Consider the following 16,078-nt stretch of genomic DNA (forward strand, 5'->3'; position numbering starts at 1 on the left):
GTGCCTGTTTGCTTTTCAGGCCTCGCTGCGGTTGTAGCGTACCTGCTGGCTGTAATAAGCCAATGTCTGCTCCAGCGTCTCCAGCGTAACCGGCTTCGACAGGCAATTATCCATGCCCGCCTCGAGACAGCGCTGCTTCTCTTCCGCCAACGCGTTCGCCGTCACGCCGATCACCGGCGCGCTGAACTGCATCTCCCGCAGCGCCTGCGTCAGGCGATAGCCGTCCATGTTCGGCATATTGACGTCGGTCAACACAATATCAACGTGGTGCTGTTTCAGTACGGCGAGCGCGTCTACGCCGTCGTTGGCGGTCACTACCTGATACCCCAGCGACCCCAGCTGATCGGAAAGCAGGCGACGGTTGATCGGATGATCGTCAACCACCAGCAGATAGATATCGCCGTTGTCTGCCGCACTGGCCTTGGCGGGCACCGGCAGCTGTACCAGCGCCTCTGCCGCGCCGTTGCCGACGCCGAACAACCGGTTGATTAAGGTCAGCGTTTCACGCGGCGTAGAGGTGCTGTGCATCCAATAGCCTGGCCGGGTTTCCAGCGACGGGCCGATATGTTCGGTCGAGAACTGGATCTGAGCCAACAGCGGCGTGTTCAGCATCAGCGGGTAATCGCTGAGCATCACCTCGCCGGCGGCGGTATCCTGCCCGTCATAGCGCTGGATATCGGCGCCGTAGCCGCCCAGAATCGCCATCAGGTAACTTTCCAGGCGCTGATTGCGGATATCCAGCCACAGCCGCCGGCCCTGCCAGGTATCGCTGGCCTGCGGGATCGGGAACTGGGCGTTAAACAATGGAATGCGAATGCTGAACAAGCTGCCCAGCCCCGGTTCGGACTCGACGGAGACGTCGCCGTCCATCAGGTTGACCAACTTCTCGCAGATCGCCAGCCCCAAACCGGTTCCCTGGAAGTGGCGCTGCACGCCGGTTCCCACCTGGAAGAACGGATCGAACAGGCGCGAGATTTCCTTCTCCGGGATACCGACGCCGGTATCGCGCACGCTGAACTCCAGGTAACTGCCGCGGGTGCAGACCTGCAGCACAATACAGCCGGTATCGGTGAACTTGATGGCGTTGTTCACCAGGTTGGACAGCACCTGCTGCAGCCGCACCGGATCGCCGAAAATGCGCTCCGGCACGTTCTGTTCGATAAAGCAGTACAGCCCCAGACGTTTCTTCACCACCAGCGGCAAATAGTTGCCGGCGATATGGGTGATCACCTCCAGGCAGGAGAACTCGCGCGGTTCGATCTTCAGCTGCTCGGACTCGATTTTGGAGAAATCGAGAATATCGCTGATGATTTTCAGCAGCAGGCCGGAAGAGTTATTCATCGCGTTGACCAGCCGATCGACCCCTTGCGGCAGCGCCTTGGTCTGCAGCAAATCGAGGTTGCCGATAATGCCGTACAGCGGCGTGCGCAACTCATGGCTGACGGTGGCCAGGAACATCGATTTGGACTGGCTGGCCTGCTCCGCCGCCGCCGCCATCTCCTGCAGCGACTCTTCCATCTTCACGCGCGCGCTGACGTCCACCAGTACGCAGATCGCCACCTCTTCGTTACGGTAGCGCGAGTGGACAAAGCTGATCTGCAGGTTGTTATTGTTGCTGGTCATCACATCGACGAAATTCGCCTGCTGTTCGCAAATGATGCGCGTAATGCGATCGCGATCTTCGTGGGTCAACAGGTTGATGTAGTTATGCGCCAGTTCGTTACTCAGGATATTGGTGCCGTCGCTGATACGCAGGATGCAGATGCCCACCGGCGCCGAGGCGACAATCTTGCGGTTGAACTGCTCGTGTTCTTCCAGACGGAAGGCGTTCTCCTCCGCCGGCAAGAACATCTTGCGCTCAAACAGCCAGGCCAGCGTGAACAGCACGATAGCCGATAACAGGTTCAGCAACAGCGCGTTGAGGATCAGCATCTTGAAGCGTTCCACCACGCTCTTCACCGGCAGCGCATAAACGATGCTCAATGACGAAGGCGGCAACGCTTTCTTCAGGATCAGGTCGCGGTAATTGTCGACATAGCCGAAGTAGGCATGATCTGCGGGATAGTGGTTAAGTGAGGCGGCATAGCGATCGCCGTCCGCCAGGCGCAGCACCGGCTCGTTATTCTCATCCAGCAGCGTGACGCCGATCGGCAGGCTGCCGGCGGTAACGAAATCTTCCAGCCGGACGGTTTGCTCGATGCCCAGCAGCGCCTCCAGCTTGTTGCCGATATAGAGAGGCGTCAGCACATACAGATAACCGATATCAGGCCGCTGTGCGCTGGGGCTAATCCAATACAGGTTGTTGTCTTTGTCCAGATTCTTGGCGTTGCGGTATTTCAGAATGCGCTCGTGCAGCAACTTCAGCATGTTTTCCCGGTTGGCGACCGCGTTGCCGCCGCCGAATTCCGCCAGACACAGGCTGTCGCCGCCGATGAAGAACACCCGGTTGAGATCGTAGGCCGCCACGAAGTTCTCTTTCCAATACTGGATCAGGCCGCTCAGCGAATCGAGTGAACTGCGGTAAGTGGCGCTCAGGGCGCAGTTAGACTCCGGATACAGCGGGTAGAATTGCGGTGGGCTGCCCTTGCCGGGGATCACGCCGCTGAACATGTCCATGCCGCTGACCGAACCGTTGAGGCGGTTTTCCGCCATGTACTTGATGTCGCGTATGATGTCGGCAGAATGGCGGATATAGCCCTGCGCCTGATCGAAATTGAGGTTGTACTCCTGGCGGATGTCCGATTCTTTCTGATGCAGGATATTCAGAATATAAAAGGTGGTGAGCAGCGCTCCCAACGACCACAGCAAAATCGCCAGCACCCGGAACAGATAGCGGGATATCTTCAGCGTAGTTCGAAAAGAGGCTAAGTATTTCAATCGGATACCATACGAAAGTCAGTGGCGGCGCGCGTTGTCGCCGGCGCGGCGGCCGGCGGCTCGGTGCGCCAATTAAACCATATAACTGAAAAAGGGCCTAGCATCGCTGCCAGGCCCTTTTGTCTCAGTGCATTACGGTGTCGGCATGCCGACGCCCTCACCTTGCTTAAACGTTGTCGTCGTCCATCGGCTCAGCCGCGTCGTCGCCATCGTCCAGCGGCGTGGTGTCTTCTTCCACCGCTTCCGCGCCCGGTTCCAGGCTGTCCAGCTCTTCGTCTTCCACCGGTTCGGCCACGCGCTGCAGACCGACGACGTTTTCGTCTTCCGCCGTGCGGATCAGCGTCACGCCCTGGGTGTTACGACCGACCACGCTGACTTCCGAAACGCGGGTACGCACCAGCGTGCCGGCATCGGTGATCATCATGATCTGATCGCTGGTTTCCACCTGCACCGCGCCGACCACCTGGCCGTTACGCTCGCTCACCTTGATGGAGATAACCCCCTGAGTGGCGCGTGACTTGGTCGGATACTCGGTCACCGCGGTGCGTTTACCGAAGCCGTTTTGCGTCACGGTCAGGATGTCGCCCTCGCCGCGCGGCACGATCAGTGAGATCACGCTGTCGCCTTCGCCGAGGTTGATGCCGCGCACGCCGGTCGCGGTACGGCCCATCGAACGCACCTGCGTTTCCGGGAAGCGCACCACTTTACCGTTGGCGGAGAACAACATCACTTCGTTGCTGCCGTCGGTCAGATCGACGCCGATCAGCTCGTCGCCCTCGTTGAGGTTGACGGCGATGATGCCGGCGCTGCGTGGGCGGCTGAACTCGGTCAGCGCAGTTTTCTTCACGGTACCGCTGGCGGTGGCCATGAACACGTGGCGCCCTTCTTCATACTCGCGCACCGGCAGAATGGCGGTGATACGCTCATCGGCTTCCAGCGGCAGCAGGTTGACGATTGGGCGACCGCGCGCGCCACGGCTGGCTTCAGGCAGTTGGTACACCTTCATCCAATACAGGCGGCCACGGCTGGAGAAGCACAGGATCGTATCGTGGGTGTTGGCCACCAGCAGGCGATCGATAAAGTCTTCTTCTTTAATACGCGCGGCGGACTTGCCTTTGCCGCCGCGGCGCTGCGCTTCATAGTCGGACAGCGGCTGATACTTCACGTAGCCCTGGTGAGACAGGGTCACCACCACGTCTTCCTGGTTGATCAGGTCTTCGATGTTGATGTCGGAAGTATTGGCGGTGATCTCGGTGCGGCGGCCGTCGTTGTACAGCTCTTTGACCGCCACCAGCTCTTCGCGGATCACTTCCATCAGGCGCTCTGGGCTTTCCAGAATAAAGATCAGCTCGGCGATAAAGTTGAGCAGCTCTTTATATTCGTCCAGCAGCTTTTCGTGCTCCAGGCCGGTCAGTTTCTGCAGGCGCAGATCCAGAATAGCCTGAGCCTGCTGCTCGGTCAGGTAGTATTTGCCGTCGCGGATGCCGAACTCCGGCTCCAGCCACTCAGGGCGAGCGGCGTCGTCACCGGCGCGTTCCAGCATGGCGCTGACGTTGCCCAGATCCCACGGCTGAGCCACCAGCGCGACTTTCGCTTCCGCCGGCGTCGGCGCACGGCGAATCAGCTCGATGATCGGATCGATGTTAGCCAACGCGATAGCCAGCGCTTCCAGGATATGGGCGCGGTCACGGGCCTTGCGCAGTTCGAAGATGGTGCGGCGGGTGACCACTTCGCGGCGGTGGCGCACGAAGGCTTCGAGGATATCTTTCAGGTTCAGCAGCTTAGGCTGCCCCTGATGCAGCGCGACCATGTTGATGCCGAAGGTGACCTGCAGCTGCGTCAGCGCATACAGGTTGTTCAGCACCACTTCGCCGACCGCGTCGCGTTTGACTTCGATCACGATGCGCATGCCGTCTTTATCGGACTCGTCACGCAGCGCGCTGATGCCTTCTACGCGTTTTTCTTTCACCAGCTCGGCGATCTTCTCGATCAGACGCGCCTTGTTCACCTGATACGGGATTTCGTGAACGATGATGGTTTCGCGCCCGGTCTTGGCGTCGGCTTCCACTTCCGCGCGCGCGCGCAGGTAGACTTTGCCGCGCCCGGTGCGGTAGGCCTCTTCAATGCCGCGGCGGCCGTTGATGATCGCCGCCGTCGGGAAGTCCGGCCCCGGGATGTGTTCCATCAGCCCTTCGATGCTGATGTTTTCATCGTCGATATAGGCCAGGCAGCCGTTGACGACTTCCGCCAGGTTGTGCGGCGGAATATTGGTGGCCATGCCCACGGCGATGCCCGACGAGCCGTTGACCAGCAGGTTCGGGATCTTGGTCGGCATGACGGCCGGGATCTGCTCGGTGCCATCATAGTTAGGCACGAAGTCGACGGTTTCTTTTTCCAGATCCGCCAACAGTTCGTGAGCAATCTTGGACATGCGCACTTCGGTATAACGCATCGCCGCCGCGGAGTCGCCGTCGACGGAACCGAAGTTACCCTGGCCGTCCACCAGCATGTAGCGCAGTGAAAACGGCTGAGCCATACGCACGATAGTGTCGTAAACCGCGCTGTCACCGTGCGGGTGATATTTACCGATCACGTCCCCGACGACACGGGCCGATTTCTTGTATGGTTTATTCCAGTCGTTACCCAATACGCTCATCGCGTACAGAACGCGGCGGTGAACCGGCTTCAGTCCATCACGAACATCTGGCAGCGCACGTCCGACAATAACGGACATCGCATAGTCCAGATACGAGTTTTTCAACTCGTCTTCGATGTTTACCGGTGTGATTTCTCTGGCAAGGTCGCTCATGGAGCTGCTATCCCTCTACTAATGATTCATCTGCCCGCTGCCATAGTGGCAAAGGTGTAAAACTATATCACAAAGCACGCTTTACGGGAAAATAACCGCCGCTGTTTCACGGAAATTGTGCAGATAAGTGCGCTAAAAACGCATCGGCACAGACGATGCCGCGCCGGAACATGTATAATCCGCGCAACGAGAACAAGGAGCCAGACAAGCCCATGAACGCAGAATCATCCAGCCGAGTGCAAAACGTTGACCACCAGGAAATCGCCAAGTTCGAGGCCGTCGCCTCCCGCTGGTGGGATCTGGAAGGCGAGTTCAAACCGCTGCACCGCATCAACCCGCTGCGCCTGAACTACATCATGCAGCACGCCGGCGGCATTTTTGACAAGCAGGTGCTCGACGTGGGCTGCGGCGGCGGCATTCTGGCGGAGAGCATGGCGCGCGAAGGCGCCAAGGTAACCGGGCTGGACATGGGCGCGGAGCCGCTGCAGGTCGCCCGGCTGCACGCGCTGGAAAGCGGCATGGACGTCACCTATGTGCAGGAGACGGTGGAAAGCCACGCTCAGGCCAACCCGCAGCGCTACGACGTGGTCACCTGCATGGAGATGCTGGAGCACGTGCCGGATCCGGCCTCGGTGGTGCGCGCCTGCGCCCAACTGGTGAAACCGGGCGGCCACGTGTTCTTCTCCACCATCAACCGCAACACCAAAGCCTGGCTGATGGCGGTGATCGGCGCGGAGTACGTGCTGAAGATGGTGCCGCAGGGCACCCACGATCATAAGAAGTTTATTCGCCCTTCCGAACTGATCGGCTGGGTCGACGGCACGCCGCTGCGCGAAAAGCACATGATCGGCCTGCATTACAACCCGATCACCGATCATTTCAAGCTTGGGCGCAACGTTGACGTGAACTACATGGTGCACACCCAGCACGAAGGCTGAGCGCTGTAAACCGCGCCGGCCCTGCGTTATCGGGGTTCGGCGCCAACGCGGTGTTAGGAAAAATACCTAATTTCCGCGACTTCGATCAAAATCGTGGTTGTAGACAGTTTTTTAGAATATTAAATCAGATCAATATGCCGTTTTTTTCTAACGTTTAATAAAGCGCCAAACGATCGGTTTTTTCAGTTTTTCAGTAAAATCTGATCTCGCTTATTGACAAGCTTGTCGCGCCAGTCACGGCGCGCACTGCGAACGGCAAGTTACATTTCACCCCCAAGTTATCCACAAATTAGGCCGGTTTTGTTCACTTGCAAACGCCGTTTTTTCTCACTATCTTGTTACCTCACCGACATACAACCCCTATATATAGTGTTTACATACTGAGCAGAGCGACTACACTTCTGCTTAGGGGCACCATACGGACAGGTAAAACACCACATGAACCAAAGTCTGCTTGTAACTAAACGCGATGGCCGTAAAGAGCGCATCAACCTCGACAAAATCCACCGGGTCATCGATTGGGCCGCAGAAGGATTGCACAACGTCTCGGTTTCTCAAGTAGAGTTGCGTTCCCACATTCAGTTTTATGACGGCATCAAAACCGCCGACATTCACGAAACCATCATCAAAGCCGCTGCCGATCTGATCTCCCGCGATGCGCCGGACTATCAGTACCTGGCCGCTCGCCTGGCGATCTTCCACCTGCGCAAAAAGGCTTACGGCCAATTCGAGCCGCCGAAGCTGCACGCTCACGTGACGCGCATGGTCGAGATGGGCAAATACGATAAACATCTGCTGGAAGACTACAGCGCTGAAGAGTTCGAGCAGATGGACTCCTTTATCGATCACTGGCGCGACATGAACTTCTCTTATGCCGCCGTCAAGCAGTTGGAAGGCAAGTATCTGGTGCAGAACCGCGTCAGCGGCGAGATCTACGAAAGCGCCCAGTTCCTGTACATGCTGGTGTCCGCGTGCCTGTTCTCCAACTACCCGCGTGAAACTCGCCTGGACTACGTCAAACGTTTCTACGACGCGATTTCCACCTTCAAGATTTCGCTGCCTACGCCGATCATGTCAGGCGTGCGCACCCCAACCCGTCAGTTCAGCTCCTGTGTGCTGATCGAGTGCGGCGACAGCCTGGACTCCATCAACGCCACCTCCAGCGCCATTGTGAAATACGTTTCGCAACGCGCCGGCATCGGCATCAACGCCGGCCGCATCCGCGCGCTGGGCAGCCCGATCCGTGGCGGGGAAGCTTTCCATACCGGCTGCATTCCGTTCTACAAACACTTCCAGACCGCTGTCAAATCCTGCTCGCAGGGCGGCGTGCGCGGTGGCGCGGCAACGCTGTTCTACCCGATGTGGCACCTGGAAGTGGAAAGCCTGCTGGTGCTGAAAAACAACCGCGGCGTTGAAGGCAACCGCGTGCGCCACATGGACTACGGCGTGCAGTTGAACCGTCTGATGTACCAGCGCCTGATCAAAGGCGAAGACATCACCTTGTTCAGCCCGTCCGACGTGCCGGGGCTGTATGACGCATTCTTCGCCGATCAGGACGAATTCGAGCGCCTGTACACCCAGTACGAGAAAGACGACAGCATTCGCCAGAAGCGCGTGAAAGCGGTTGAGCTGTTCTCGCTGATGATGCAAGAGCGCGCCTCTACCGGCCGCATCTACATCCAGAACGTCGACCACTGCAACACCCACAGCCCGTTCGATCCGCAGATCGCGCCGGTGCGTCAGTCCAACCTGTGCCTGGAAATCGCCCTGCCGACCAAGCCGCTGGAAGACGTCAACGACGAGAACGGCGAAATTGCGCTGTGCACCCTGTCCGCCTTCAACCTGGGCGCGATCGACAGCCTGGACGATCTGGAAGAGCTGGCGACCCTGGCGGTGCGTTCACTCGACGCCCTGCTGGATTATCAGGATTATCCGATCAAGGCCGCGCACCGTGGCGCGATGGGGCGTCGCACCCTGGGCATTGGCGTGATCAACTTCGCCTATTACCTGGCGAAGAACGGCGTGCGCTACTCCGATGGCAGCGCCAACAACCTGACCCACAAAACGTTCGAAGCCATTCAGTACTACCTGCTGAAAGCCTCCAACCGCCTGGCTCAGGAACAAGGCGCTTGCCCGTGGTTCAAAGAAACCACCTATTCGCAGGGCATCCTGCCGATCGACACCTACAAGAAAGACCTGGATGCGATCTGCAACGAACCGCTGCACTACGACTGGGAAACCCTGCGTAAAGAGATCCAGGAAACCGGTCTGCGCAACTCGACGCTGTCCGCCCTGATGCCGTCGGAAACCTCTTCGCAGATTTCCAACGCCACCAACGGCATCGAGCCGCCGCGCGGCCACATCAGCATCAAGGCGTCGAAAGACGGCATCCTGCGCCAGGTAGTGCCGGAGTATGAGCGTCTGAAAGACAACTACGAGCTGCTGTGGGAAATGCCGAGCAACGACGGCTATCTGCAGCTGGTGGGGCTGATGCAGAAATTCATCGACCAGTCGATTTCGGCCAACACCAACTACGATCCGACCCGCTTCCCGGGCGGCAAGGTGCCGATGAAGCAGCTGTTGAAAGACCTGCTCACCACCTACAAGTTCGGCGTGAAAACGCTGTACTACCAAAACACCCGCGACGGTGCGGAAGACGCCCAGGAAGATTTGCAGCCTGCCAAGGCCGGCGATGACGACTGCGAAAGCGGCGCCTGCAAGATCTAAAGTTTGACCTAGCGGGCCGGAATTTTCCGGCCCCTTCATTTAGCCACGTTACGATGGATTCAGGCTTATGGCTTACACCACTTTTTCTCAGACCAAAAACGACCAGCTGCAAGAGCCGATGTTCTTCGGCCAATCGGTAAACGTTGCGCGTTTCGACCAGCAAAAGCATGAAATCTTCGAAAAACTGATCGAAAAACAGCTCTCCTTCTTCTGGCGCCCGGAAGAGGTTGACGTCTCTCGCGATCGCATCGATTATCAGGCGCTGCCGGAGCACGAGAAGCACATCTTCATCAGCAACCTGAAGTATCAGACCCTGCTTGACTCCATTCAGGGCCGCAGCCCGAACGTCGCCCTGCTGCCGCTGATCTCGATCCCTGAACTGGAAACCTGGGTGGAAACCTGGTCGTTCTCCGAGACCATCCACTCCCGTTCCTACACCCACATCATCCGCAACATCGTCAACGATCCGGCGCTGGTGTTCGACGACATCGTCACCAACGAAGAGATCAAGAAGCGCGCGAAAGACATTTCCGGCTACTACGACGATCTGATCGAGATGACCAGCTACTATCACCTGCTGGGTGAAGGCACCCACCAGGTGAACGGTAAAACCGTCACCGTCAATCTGCGTGCGCTGAAGAAGCAGCTGTACCTGTGCCTGATGAGCGTGAACGCGCTGGAAGCGATCCGTTTCTACGTCAGCTTTGCCTGCTCCTTCGCGTTCGCCGAGCGCGAATTGATGGAAGGCAACGCCAAGATCATCAAACTGATCGCCCGCGACGAAGCGCTGCACCTGACCGGTACCCAGCACATGCTGAACCTGATGCGTTCCGGCGCCGACGATCCTGAAATGGCAGAGATCGCCGAGGAGTGCCAGCAAGAGTGCTACGATCTGTTCGTGCTGGCCGCCCAGCAGGAGAAAGAGTGGGCGGAATACCTGTTCCGCGACGGCTCGATGATTGGCCTGAACAAAGACATCCTGTGCCAGTATGTGGAATACATCACCAATATCCGCATGCAGGCGGTCGGCCTCGGTCTGCCGTTCGAAACCCGCTCCAACCCGATCCCGTGGATCAACGCCTGGTTGGTGTCCGACAACGTGCAGGTAGCGCCGCAGGAAGTGGAAGTGAGCTCCTACCTGGTTGGCCAGATCGACTCGGAGATCAACGCCGACGACCTGAGCGACTTCGAACTGTAAGCGATGGCGACGCCAACCGTAACGCTGCGCGCCGCCGGCACGCAGCTCTCTTGCCCCAACAGTGAAAACTGCCTGCTCGACGTGCTGGAGCTGCACGACGTGCAGGTGGAGTACCAATGCCGCTCCGGTTATTGCGGCGCCTGCCGCCTGAAGCTGGTGAAAGGCGAAGTGGCCTACCGCCAACAGCCGCTGGCGTTTATCAACGCCGGCGAGATCCTGCCCTGCTGCTGCATGCCGCTGACGGATATCGAGCTGGAAATTTAACGTCGGGTGCCGGAAACCGCGCCTGGAGACCAGAAGGCGGGGTTGCCCCCGCCCTAGTATTACCGCTTCACCTCACACGCCAACCTGATCAGGATAGTGATATTTTCCTGGTAGATTTTCAGCTCGCACAGCGAGTCTCTTATCATCCAGATAAATAACAAAACCGTAATACATACAACGGTTAGCGAGTGAAACACATGCCTTAAGCGCATGCTTGCCTCCTTGCTGTGAAGGGGCTACCATAACGGTGTCTAGGCGTTAGGGCAGCCCCATTCTGATTGAGAGTCAGTCTGGGGCTTTCATCTATCCGCCTTGTCACACAATGCCCAAGACGAACAGTCTCAAGCACCCGTCAAGAGAGTAACAGCATTCCCTCACCGCGAATATCCCCTATAAGATTATGATTAATCAGGGATATATAACTATCCTCAAAGTATTTCGCTTAGCGCTCCTTTCCCGCCGATGCGGTAAAATAACGCGCCGGAGAATCGCCGAAGGCTTTGCGAAACATGGCGATAAAGTTGCTCGGCGAGGCATACCCCAGCGCTTCCGCGATCTGCAGCACCGTTTCGCCTTCGGCCAACTTCGCCAATGCATATGACAACCGGGCCTGCTGGCGCCACTGGGCAAAACTCAACCCCGTCTCGCCGATCATCAGCCGCCGCAGGGTACGCGGCGACATCGCCCCCCATTCAGCCCACGCCTCCAGTGAACGTTCGCTCCCCGGTTGCGCCAGCAAGGCCTGCAGAACGCCGGCCAGGCGCGGATGGGACGACATCGGTAAATACAGCGGCTCCGTCGGCGCCTGACGTATCTCATCCCGCATCACCTGCGCCATACGATCCTGCTCCAGGGTAAGCGCGCAGCGTTTATCCCAGCCTTCCGCACGCTGAGCCAGCGCCTGCAGCACGGCGCTGATGCCGATAACGCAAGGTGTATTCGACAGCTCGTGGCAGGCCTCCGGCGCCAGCAGCAAACTCCAGCCGCTCAGCGCGCCGCAGACCTGTACCCGGTGCTCCGTCGCCGGCGGGATCCAACCCGCCCGCTGAGGCGGCAGCACCCAATCGCCCTGCGCCGTGCGTACATGCAACAAGCCGCTTTCGACGCACAGCAACTGCCCGCGCACATGCTGATGCCAGTCGTATTCTCGCGTGCCCAACCGATACTCCCGGCCTGCCGCATCGCGGCCGCCAAGCGCGATAAGCCAGGGGCCCGCGGACCATTCGCTGCAGTCAGCGTCGAGGGCGTGAAGGTTCGCATTCATATTGGCCACTAATCACTATTTTTAGTCCAGATACCGTTATACCAACCTTTTCCTGCGCCGACATAATGAAATGCTTCCGGCCGCGACCGTCTGTGGCCACTGTTTCACGAGGGAATATGATGACAACACTCAGCATTGGCATTATCGGCGCAGGGCCCGGCGGCCTGTGTCTGGCTCAGGGACTGCGCCGCTTCGGCATCCACGCCACGGTATTTGAACGCGACGCCACACCGCAGGCGCGCGATCAGGGCTACCGGCTGCGCATCGATCCGTCGGGCCAGCAGGCGCTGGCCGCCTGCCTGCCGCCGGCACACTACCGGTTGCTCTGCGCCGGCAGCGCGCAAAACAGCGGCGAGAGCAATCTATGGGATCCGCAGCTTGCCCCGCTCACCAGCCGACGCCCCGAGCACTGGTTGCCCTCCAGCCAGCGCCAAACGCAAGAACCGAGCGGCGATCTCGGCATTCATCGCCAAACGCTGCGCGAGATCCTGCTTGCCGGCCTGCAAGACCAGGTGCGCTTCGGCCATACCTTGCGTGAATTTGCACAAACGCCGCAGGGTGTGGAACTGCAGTTCGCCAACGGCGAACACGTGCGGGTCGATGTGCTGATCGCCGCCGACGGCGTCAACTCGCTGGTGCGGCGGCGCTGCCTGCCCGAGGCGGGGCCCGAAGACAGCGGCGCGGTCACCCTTTACGGTAAAACGCCGCTCGATGCGGCGACCCGGGCCCAATTGGCCCCCGAGCTGCTGAACGGCGTATCGGTGATCTTCGCCGACGGCGTGTCGCTGGTGGTTGAACCGATGCGCTTTCAGGCCCCCATGGCGCAGCTGGCGGCCGACTACGCACCCGATTGCCGCCTCTCACCGGTCGACGACTATCTCTATTGGGCCTGTATCGGATCGGCTGGGCGTCTCGGCGGGCCGGTGCGAACTGAGGGAACCGCTGCGCTGCAGGCGCGCGTACGGCATATCTCGCAGGGATGGGCGCCCGCCTTGCAAACGGCGTTAGCGCTGGCGGATCCCCTGTCGCTCAGCGTGCGGACGGTGCAGGTTACGGCGGCGATGCCAGAATGGCACAGCGAACGCATCGCCTTTCTCGGCGACGCCGTGCACGCCATGAGCCCGGCGGGTGGACTCGGCGCCAACACCGCGCTGGTAGACGCCGCCAGCCTGGCGGCGCATCTGACGCACTCAGGCAGCGCCGCGCAGGCGCTCAGGAACTACGGTACAGAGCTGCAAACGCGAGGCGCGGCGGCAATACGTCTTTCACGCCTGGCGTCCGAACGGCTACAACAAAACAGTGAGGCAGACAACTCAGCGCCATGAGCGTCACTCGATAATGTCCACCACCTCCAGCCAGGCGTTTTTACCGCACGCCTGGCCCCCATTCAGCCAGCGGCGCAGCATATCCAACGCCAGCATCGCGACCGACTCCTGCCGCAGCCGCAGGCCGTGGCGCGACGCGCGATAACTCACGGTCTGGCCAATGCCGCCGCGCGGCGTGTGCAGCGCAATGCTCACCTGCTCATCGCGCATGGCGCTGACCGCCAACGCCAACGGTGCACCGGTCAATTCCGCCAGCGAGCGGGCGCGCGCCAGCGTCGTTTCCAGCGTTTCGATGCAGTGCGCCGGCAGCAGCTCGCCACCCGCCAGCGGCGCCCCTTCGCTCTGCAGCTGCAGATTGATCAAACCGCCGCTGAACTGCTCGCTCAACGCCAGCTTCAGCCCTTGCTGATTCAGCCGCTGCGTCAGCGTCGCCGGCAACCCGTCGGTGCCTTCAAAGATGCAGTTGTCCCCCGCCACTTCGCGCACGCGTCGCCAGGCCAGCTCCATCTCCGCACGCCGGCTTTCCGGCCCGGTCAGCTTCAGTTCGATGATCGGGCTGGAGGAACGGTAACCCAACACCACATCCGGCGGCAGCGGCAGGCCGTCCAGCTCGGCGGCCAGATCGCTCTCGGAGGTGCCGAAGGTGGTCAGGCGCAGGCACAGCGGCGGCGGCGGCAAGGTGAAGCGCTGGCGCAGACGCGGCACGATCTGCTGTTCGACCATCACTTTGAATTCCGACGGCACGCCGGGGGTGAAGAACATCAGGCATTGGTTCAGCTGCAGCGCGAACCCGCAGGCGGTGCCTACCGGGTTATCCAGCATTTCCGCGTTGGCCGGGATCTGCGCCTGCTTGCGGTTGGAAGGGGCCATCGGCCGCCCGCGCTCGGCGAAATAGGCTTCCATGCGCGCCAACCAGTCAGCCCGTTCGACCAGCTCTACGCCGCTGGCTTTCGCGGCGGCCAGCGCGCTGAGATCGTCGCTGGTCGGCCCCAGGCCGCCGTTGACGATCAACACATCGGCGATGTGGCTGCGTTCCTGCAGGATCTCGATCAACGCAGAGAGGCTGTCCCCGACCGTTTCACGCCCGCTCATCGGCACGCCCTGCTGGAACAGGTAGTCCGCCAGCCAGGCGGCGTTGGTATCAATAATTTGCCCGTGCAGCACCTCATCGCCGGTGCTGAGCATATCCACCCTTAACATTGATCTCTCCCACATTTTTTGGTCATTCCACTATAGAAGCCCGTAAATAACTTTTCACTAGCCGCCTGCGGATAATTTCAGCCATGGGTTCGTTTCTCATGCGCCATGCAGCCCGCCGCAATGTAAACATTACTGTACATCATGCGTAACGTCAGTTTGACACAAATTAGGGCTTCCACTATCCTGCCATCCTCATAAATCGTTACCTATAATTTTCAAAATCTTTCGGCTGGTAGAGAAAAAACGTGAAGAATCGCACTCTTGGCAGTGTTTTTATCGTGGCGGGCACCACCATTGGCGCCGGGATGCTGGCGATGCCGCTGGCGGCGGCCGGCGTCGGCTTCGGCGTCACGCTGGCCTTACTGGTCGGGCTGTGGCTGTTGATGTGTTACACCGCGCTGCTGCTGGTAGAGGTTTACCAGCATGAACAGGCGGATACCGGTCTGGGTACCCTCGCCAAACGTTATCTCGGCGGCGGCGGCCAGTGGCTGACCAGCTTCAGCATGATGTTCCTGATGTACGCCCTCACCGCCGCCTACATTAGCGGCGCCGGCGAATTGCTCGCCACCAGCATCAGCCAATGGACGTCACAGGACTTCCCGGTGTCGCTCGGCGTCCTGCTGTTCACCCTGGTGGCCGGCGGCGTGGTGTGCATCGGCACCCACTCGGTCGACTTGTTCAACCGCATCCTGTTCAGCGCCAAAGTGGTGTTTCTGGTGGTGATGCTCGGCCTGATGTTGCCGAATATCCACCAAACCAACCTGATGACGTTGCCGCTGGAGCAAGGCCTGGCGCTGTCGGCCATTCCGGTGATCTTCACCTCCTTCGGTTTCCACGGCAGCGTGCCGAGCATCGTCAACTACATGGGCGGCAACATTCGCAAACTGCGCTGGGTGTTTATCATCGGCAGCGCCATCCCGCTGATGGCCTATATCTTCTGGCAGCTGGCGACGCTGGGCAGCATCAGCTCCGACACCTTCGTCGGCATTCTGGCGCAGCAGGCCGGACTGAACGGCCTGTTGCAAGCGGTGCGCGACGCGGTGGCTTCGCCGCACGTTGAACTGGCGGTGCACCTGTTCGCCGATCTCGCGCTGGCGACCTCGTTCCTCGGCGTCGCGCTCGGGCTGTTCGATTTCCTGGCCGACCTGTTCAAGCGGCAAGATAACGTGCGTGGCCGCCTGCAAACCGGCGCCATCACCTTCCTGCCGCCGCTGGCCTTCGCGCTGTTCTACCCTCGCGGCTTCGTGCTGGCGTTGGGTTTCGCCGCCATCGCCCTGTCGGTGCTGGCGCTGCTGCTGCCTTCGCTGTTGGTGTGGAAAACCCGCCAAAAGCATCAGGCGCAGTATCGCGTCTGGGGCGGTACCCCTGCGCTGGCGCTGGTGTTTGTCTGCGGGGTAACGGTGATCGCCATTCAACTGGGCATCGCCAGCGGCATGCTGCCGACGGTCGGGTAAGCGACGAAAGACAAGAAATGAT

Annotated in this window: 11 protein-coding genes; 6 read left to right on the plus strand and 5 right to left on the minus strand. The window is 59.8% G+C overall.

All coding sequences use genetic code 11. The features are described 5' to 3' along the window. Positions 1–15: 15 nt before the first annotated feature. Positions 16–2,877, minus strand: coding sequence for a two-component system sensor histidine kinase RcsC (gene rcsC, locus MMS95_RS02410; RefSeq protein WP_242141363.1), 2,862 nt, complete (start codon positions 2,875–2,877; stop codon positions 16–18). A 166-nt stretch (positions 2,878–3,043) separates the two neighbouring features. Next, positions 3,044–5,686, minus strand: coding sequence for a DNA topoisomerase (ATP-hydrolyzing) subunit A (gene gyrA, locus MMS95_RS02415; protein WP_004935906.1), 2,643 nt, complete (start codon positions 5,684–5,686; stop codon positions 3,044–3,046). 212 nt (positions 5,687–5,898) lie between these two features. Between gyrA and ubiG the strand changes: the two genes are divergently transcribed. The 4 genes from ubiG to yfaE all read left to right on the plus strand — a co-directional run bounded on the left by ubiG (position 5,899) and on the right by yfaE (position 10,813). Then, positions 5,899–6,624, plus strand: coding sequence for a bifunctional 2-polyprenyl-6-hydroxyphenol methylase/3-demethylubiquinol 3-O-methyltransferase UbiG (gene ubiG, locus MMS95_RS02420; protein ID WP_075684550.1), 726 nt, complete (start codon positions 5,899–5,901; stop codon positions 6,622–6,624). Between the two features lie 438 nt (positions 6,625–7,062). Then, positions 7,063–9,351, plus strand: coding sequence for a class 1a ribonucleoside-diphosphate reductase subunit alpha (gene nrdA / locus MMS95_RS02425; protein ID WP_004935912.1), 2,289 nt, complete (start codon positions 7,063–7,065; stop codon positions 9,349–9,351). A 67-nt stretch (positions 9,352–9,418) separates the two neighbouring features. After that, the gene (nrdB, locus tag MMS95_RS02430; protein ID WP_004935915.1) at positions 9,419–10,549 is read left to right on the plus strand and encodes a class Ia ribonucleoside-diphosphate reductase subunit beta; all 1,131 of its coding nucleotides are present in this window, start codon (positions 9,419–9,421) and stop codon (positions 10,547–10,549) included. Between the two features lie 3 nt (positions 10,550–10,552). Beyond that, entirely contained in the window at positions 10,553–10,813 is a 261-nt protein-coding gene (gene yfaE, locus MMS95_RS02435) for a class I ribonucleotide reductase maintenance protein YfaE (protein WP_019453695.1), read from the plus strand. A 59-nt stretch (positions 10,814–10,872) separates the two neighbouring features. Here the strand turns inward: yfaE and MMS95_RS24215 are convergent, their stop codons facing one another. Both MMS95_RS24215 and MMS95_RS02445 read right to left on the minus strand, forming a co-directional pair. Further along, the gene (locus MMS95_RS24215; RefSeq protein ID WP_004935921.1) at positions 10,873–11,025 is read right to left on the minus strand and encodes a Hok/Gef family protein; all 153 of its coding nucleotides are present in this window, start codon (positions 11,023–11,025) and stop codon (positions 10,873–10,875) included. Positions 11,026–11,255: 230 nt separating this feature from the next. Further along, on the minus strand, positions 11,256–11,972 hold the full coding sequence (locus tag MMS95_RS02445; protein ID WP_232733391.1) for a helix-turn-helix transcriptional regulator: 717 nt from the start codon (positions 11,970–11,972) through the stop codon (positions 11,256–11,258). A 221-nt stretch (positions 11,973–12,193) separates the two neighbouring features. Between MMS95_RS02445 and MMS95_RS02450 the strand changes: the two genes are divergently transcribed. Continuing rightward, the gene (locus tag MMS95_RS02450) at positions 12,194–13,402 is read left to right on the plus strand and encodes an NAD(P)/FAD-dependent oxidoreductase (RefSeq protein ID WP_232733390.1); all 1,209 of its coding nucleotides are present in this window, start codon (positions 12,194–12,196) and stop codon (positions 13,400–13,402) included. 3 nt (positions 13,403–13,405) lie between these two features. On the opposite strand, the gene MMS95_RS02455 is transcribed toward MMS95_RS02450, so the two are convergent. After that, positions 13,406–14,602, minus strand: coding sequence for a nicotinamide mononucleotide deamidase-related protein YfaY (locus tag MMS95_RS02455; RefSeq protein ID WP_156865837.1), 1,197 nt, complete (start codon positions 14,600–14,602; stop codon positions 13,406–13,408). Between the two features lie 245 nt (positions 14,603–14,847). Here MMS95_RS02455 and tyrP point away from each other — a divergent pair, with 245 nt between their 5' ends. Continuing rightward, positions 14,848–16,056 carry a tyrosine transporter TyrP gene (gene tyrP, locus MMS95_RS02460; protein ID WP_103085507.1) on the plus strand — a complete coding sequence of 403 codons (1,209 nt, stop codon included), beginning with the start codon at positions 14,848–14,850 and terminating at the stop codon, positions 16,054–16,056. Positions 16,057–16,078: the final 22 nt, after the last annotated feature.

Source organism: Serratia sp. PGPR-27 (genome assembly GCF_022678525.1).
In the GTDB taxonomy this organism is placed as follows: domain Bacteria; phylum Pseudomonadota; class Gammaproteobacteria; order Enterobacterales; family Enterobacteriaceae; genus Serratia; species Serratia nematodiphila.

Excerpts from the sequence above, each read along its gene's own strand:
- ubiG (WP_075684550.1), top strand. The coding sequence starts at position 5,899 with ATGAACGCAGAATCATCCAGCCGAGTGCAAAACGTTGACCACCAGGAA.
- MMS95_RS24215 (WP_004935921.1), bottom strand. The coding sequence starts at position 11,025 with ATGCGCTTAAGGCATGTGTTTCACTCGCTAACCGTTGTATGTATTACG.
- nrdB (WP_004935915.1), top strand. The coding sequence starts at position 9,419 with ATGGCTTACACCACTTTTTCTCAGACCAAAAACGACCAGCTGCAAGAG.
- nrdA (WP_004935912.1), top strand. The coding sequence starts at position 7,063 with ATGAACCAAAGTCTGCTTGTAACTAAACGCGATGGCCGTAAAGAGCGC.
- MMS95_RS02455 (WP_156865837.1), bottom strand. The coding sequence starts at position 14,602 with ATGTTAAGGGTGGATATGCTCAGCACCGGCGATGAGGTGCTGCACGGG.
- gyrA (WP_004935906.1), bottom strand. The coding sequence starts at position 5,686 with ATGAGCGACCTTGCCAGAGAAATCACACCGGTAAACATCGAAGACGAG.
- MMS95_RS02450 (WP_232733390.1), top strand. The coding sequence starts at position 12,194 with ATGATGACAACACTCAGCATTGGCATTATCGGCGCAGGGCCCGGCGGC.
- yfaE (WP_019453695.1), top strand. The coding sequence starts at position 10,553 with ATGGCGACGCCAACCGTAACGCTGCGCGCCGCCGGCACGCAGCTCTCT.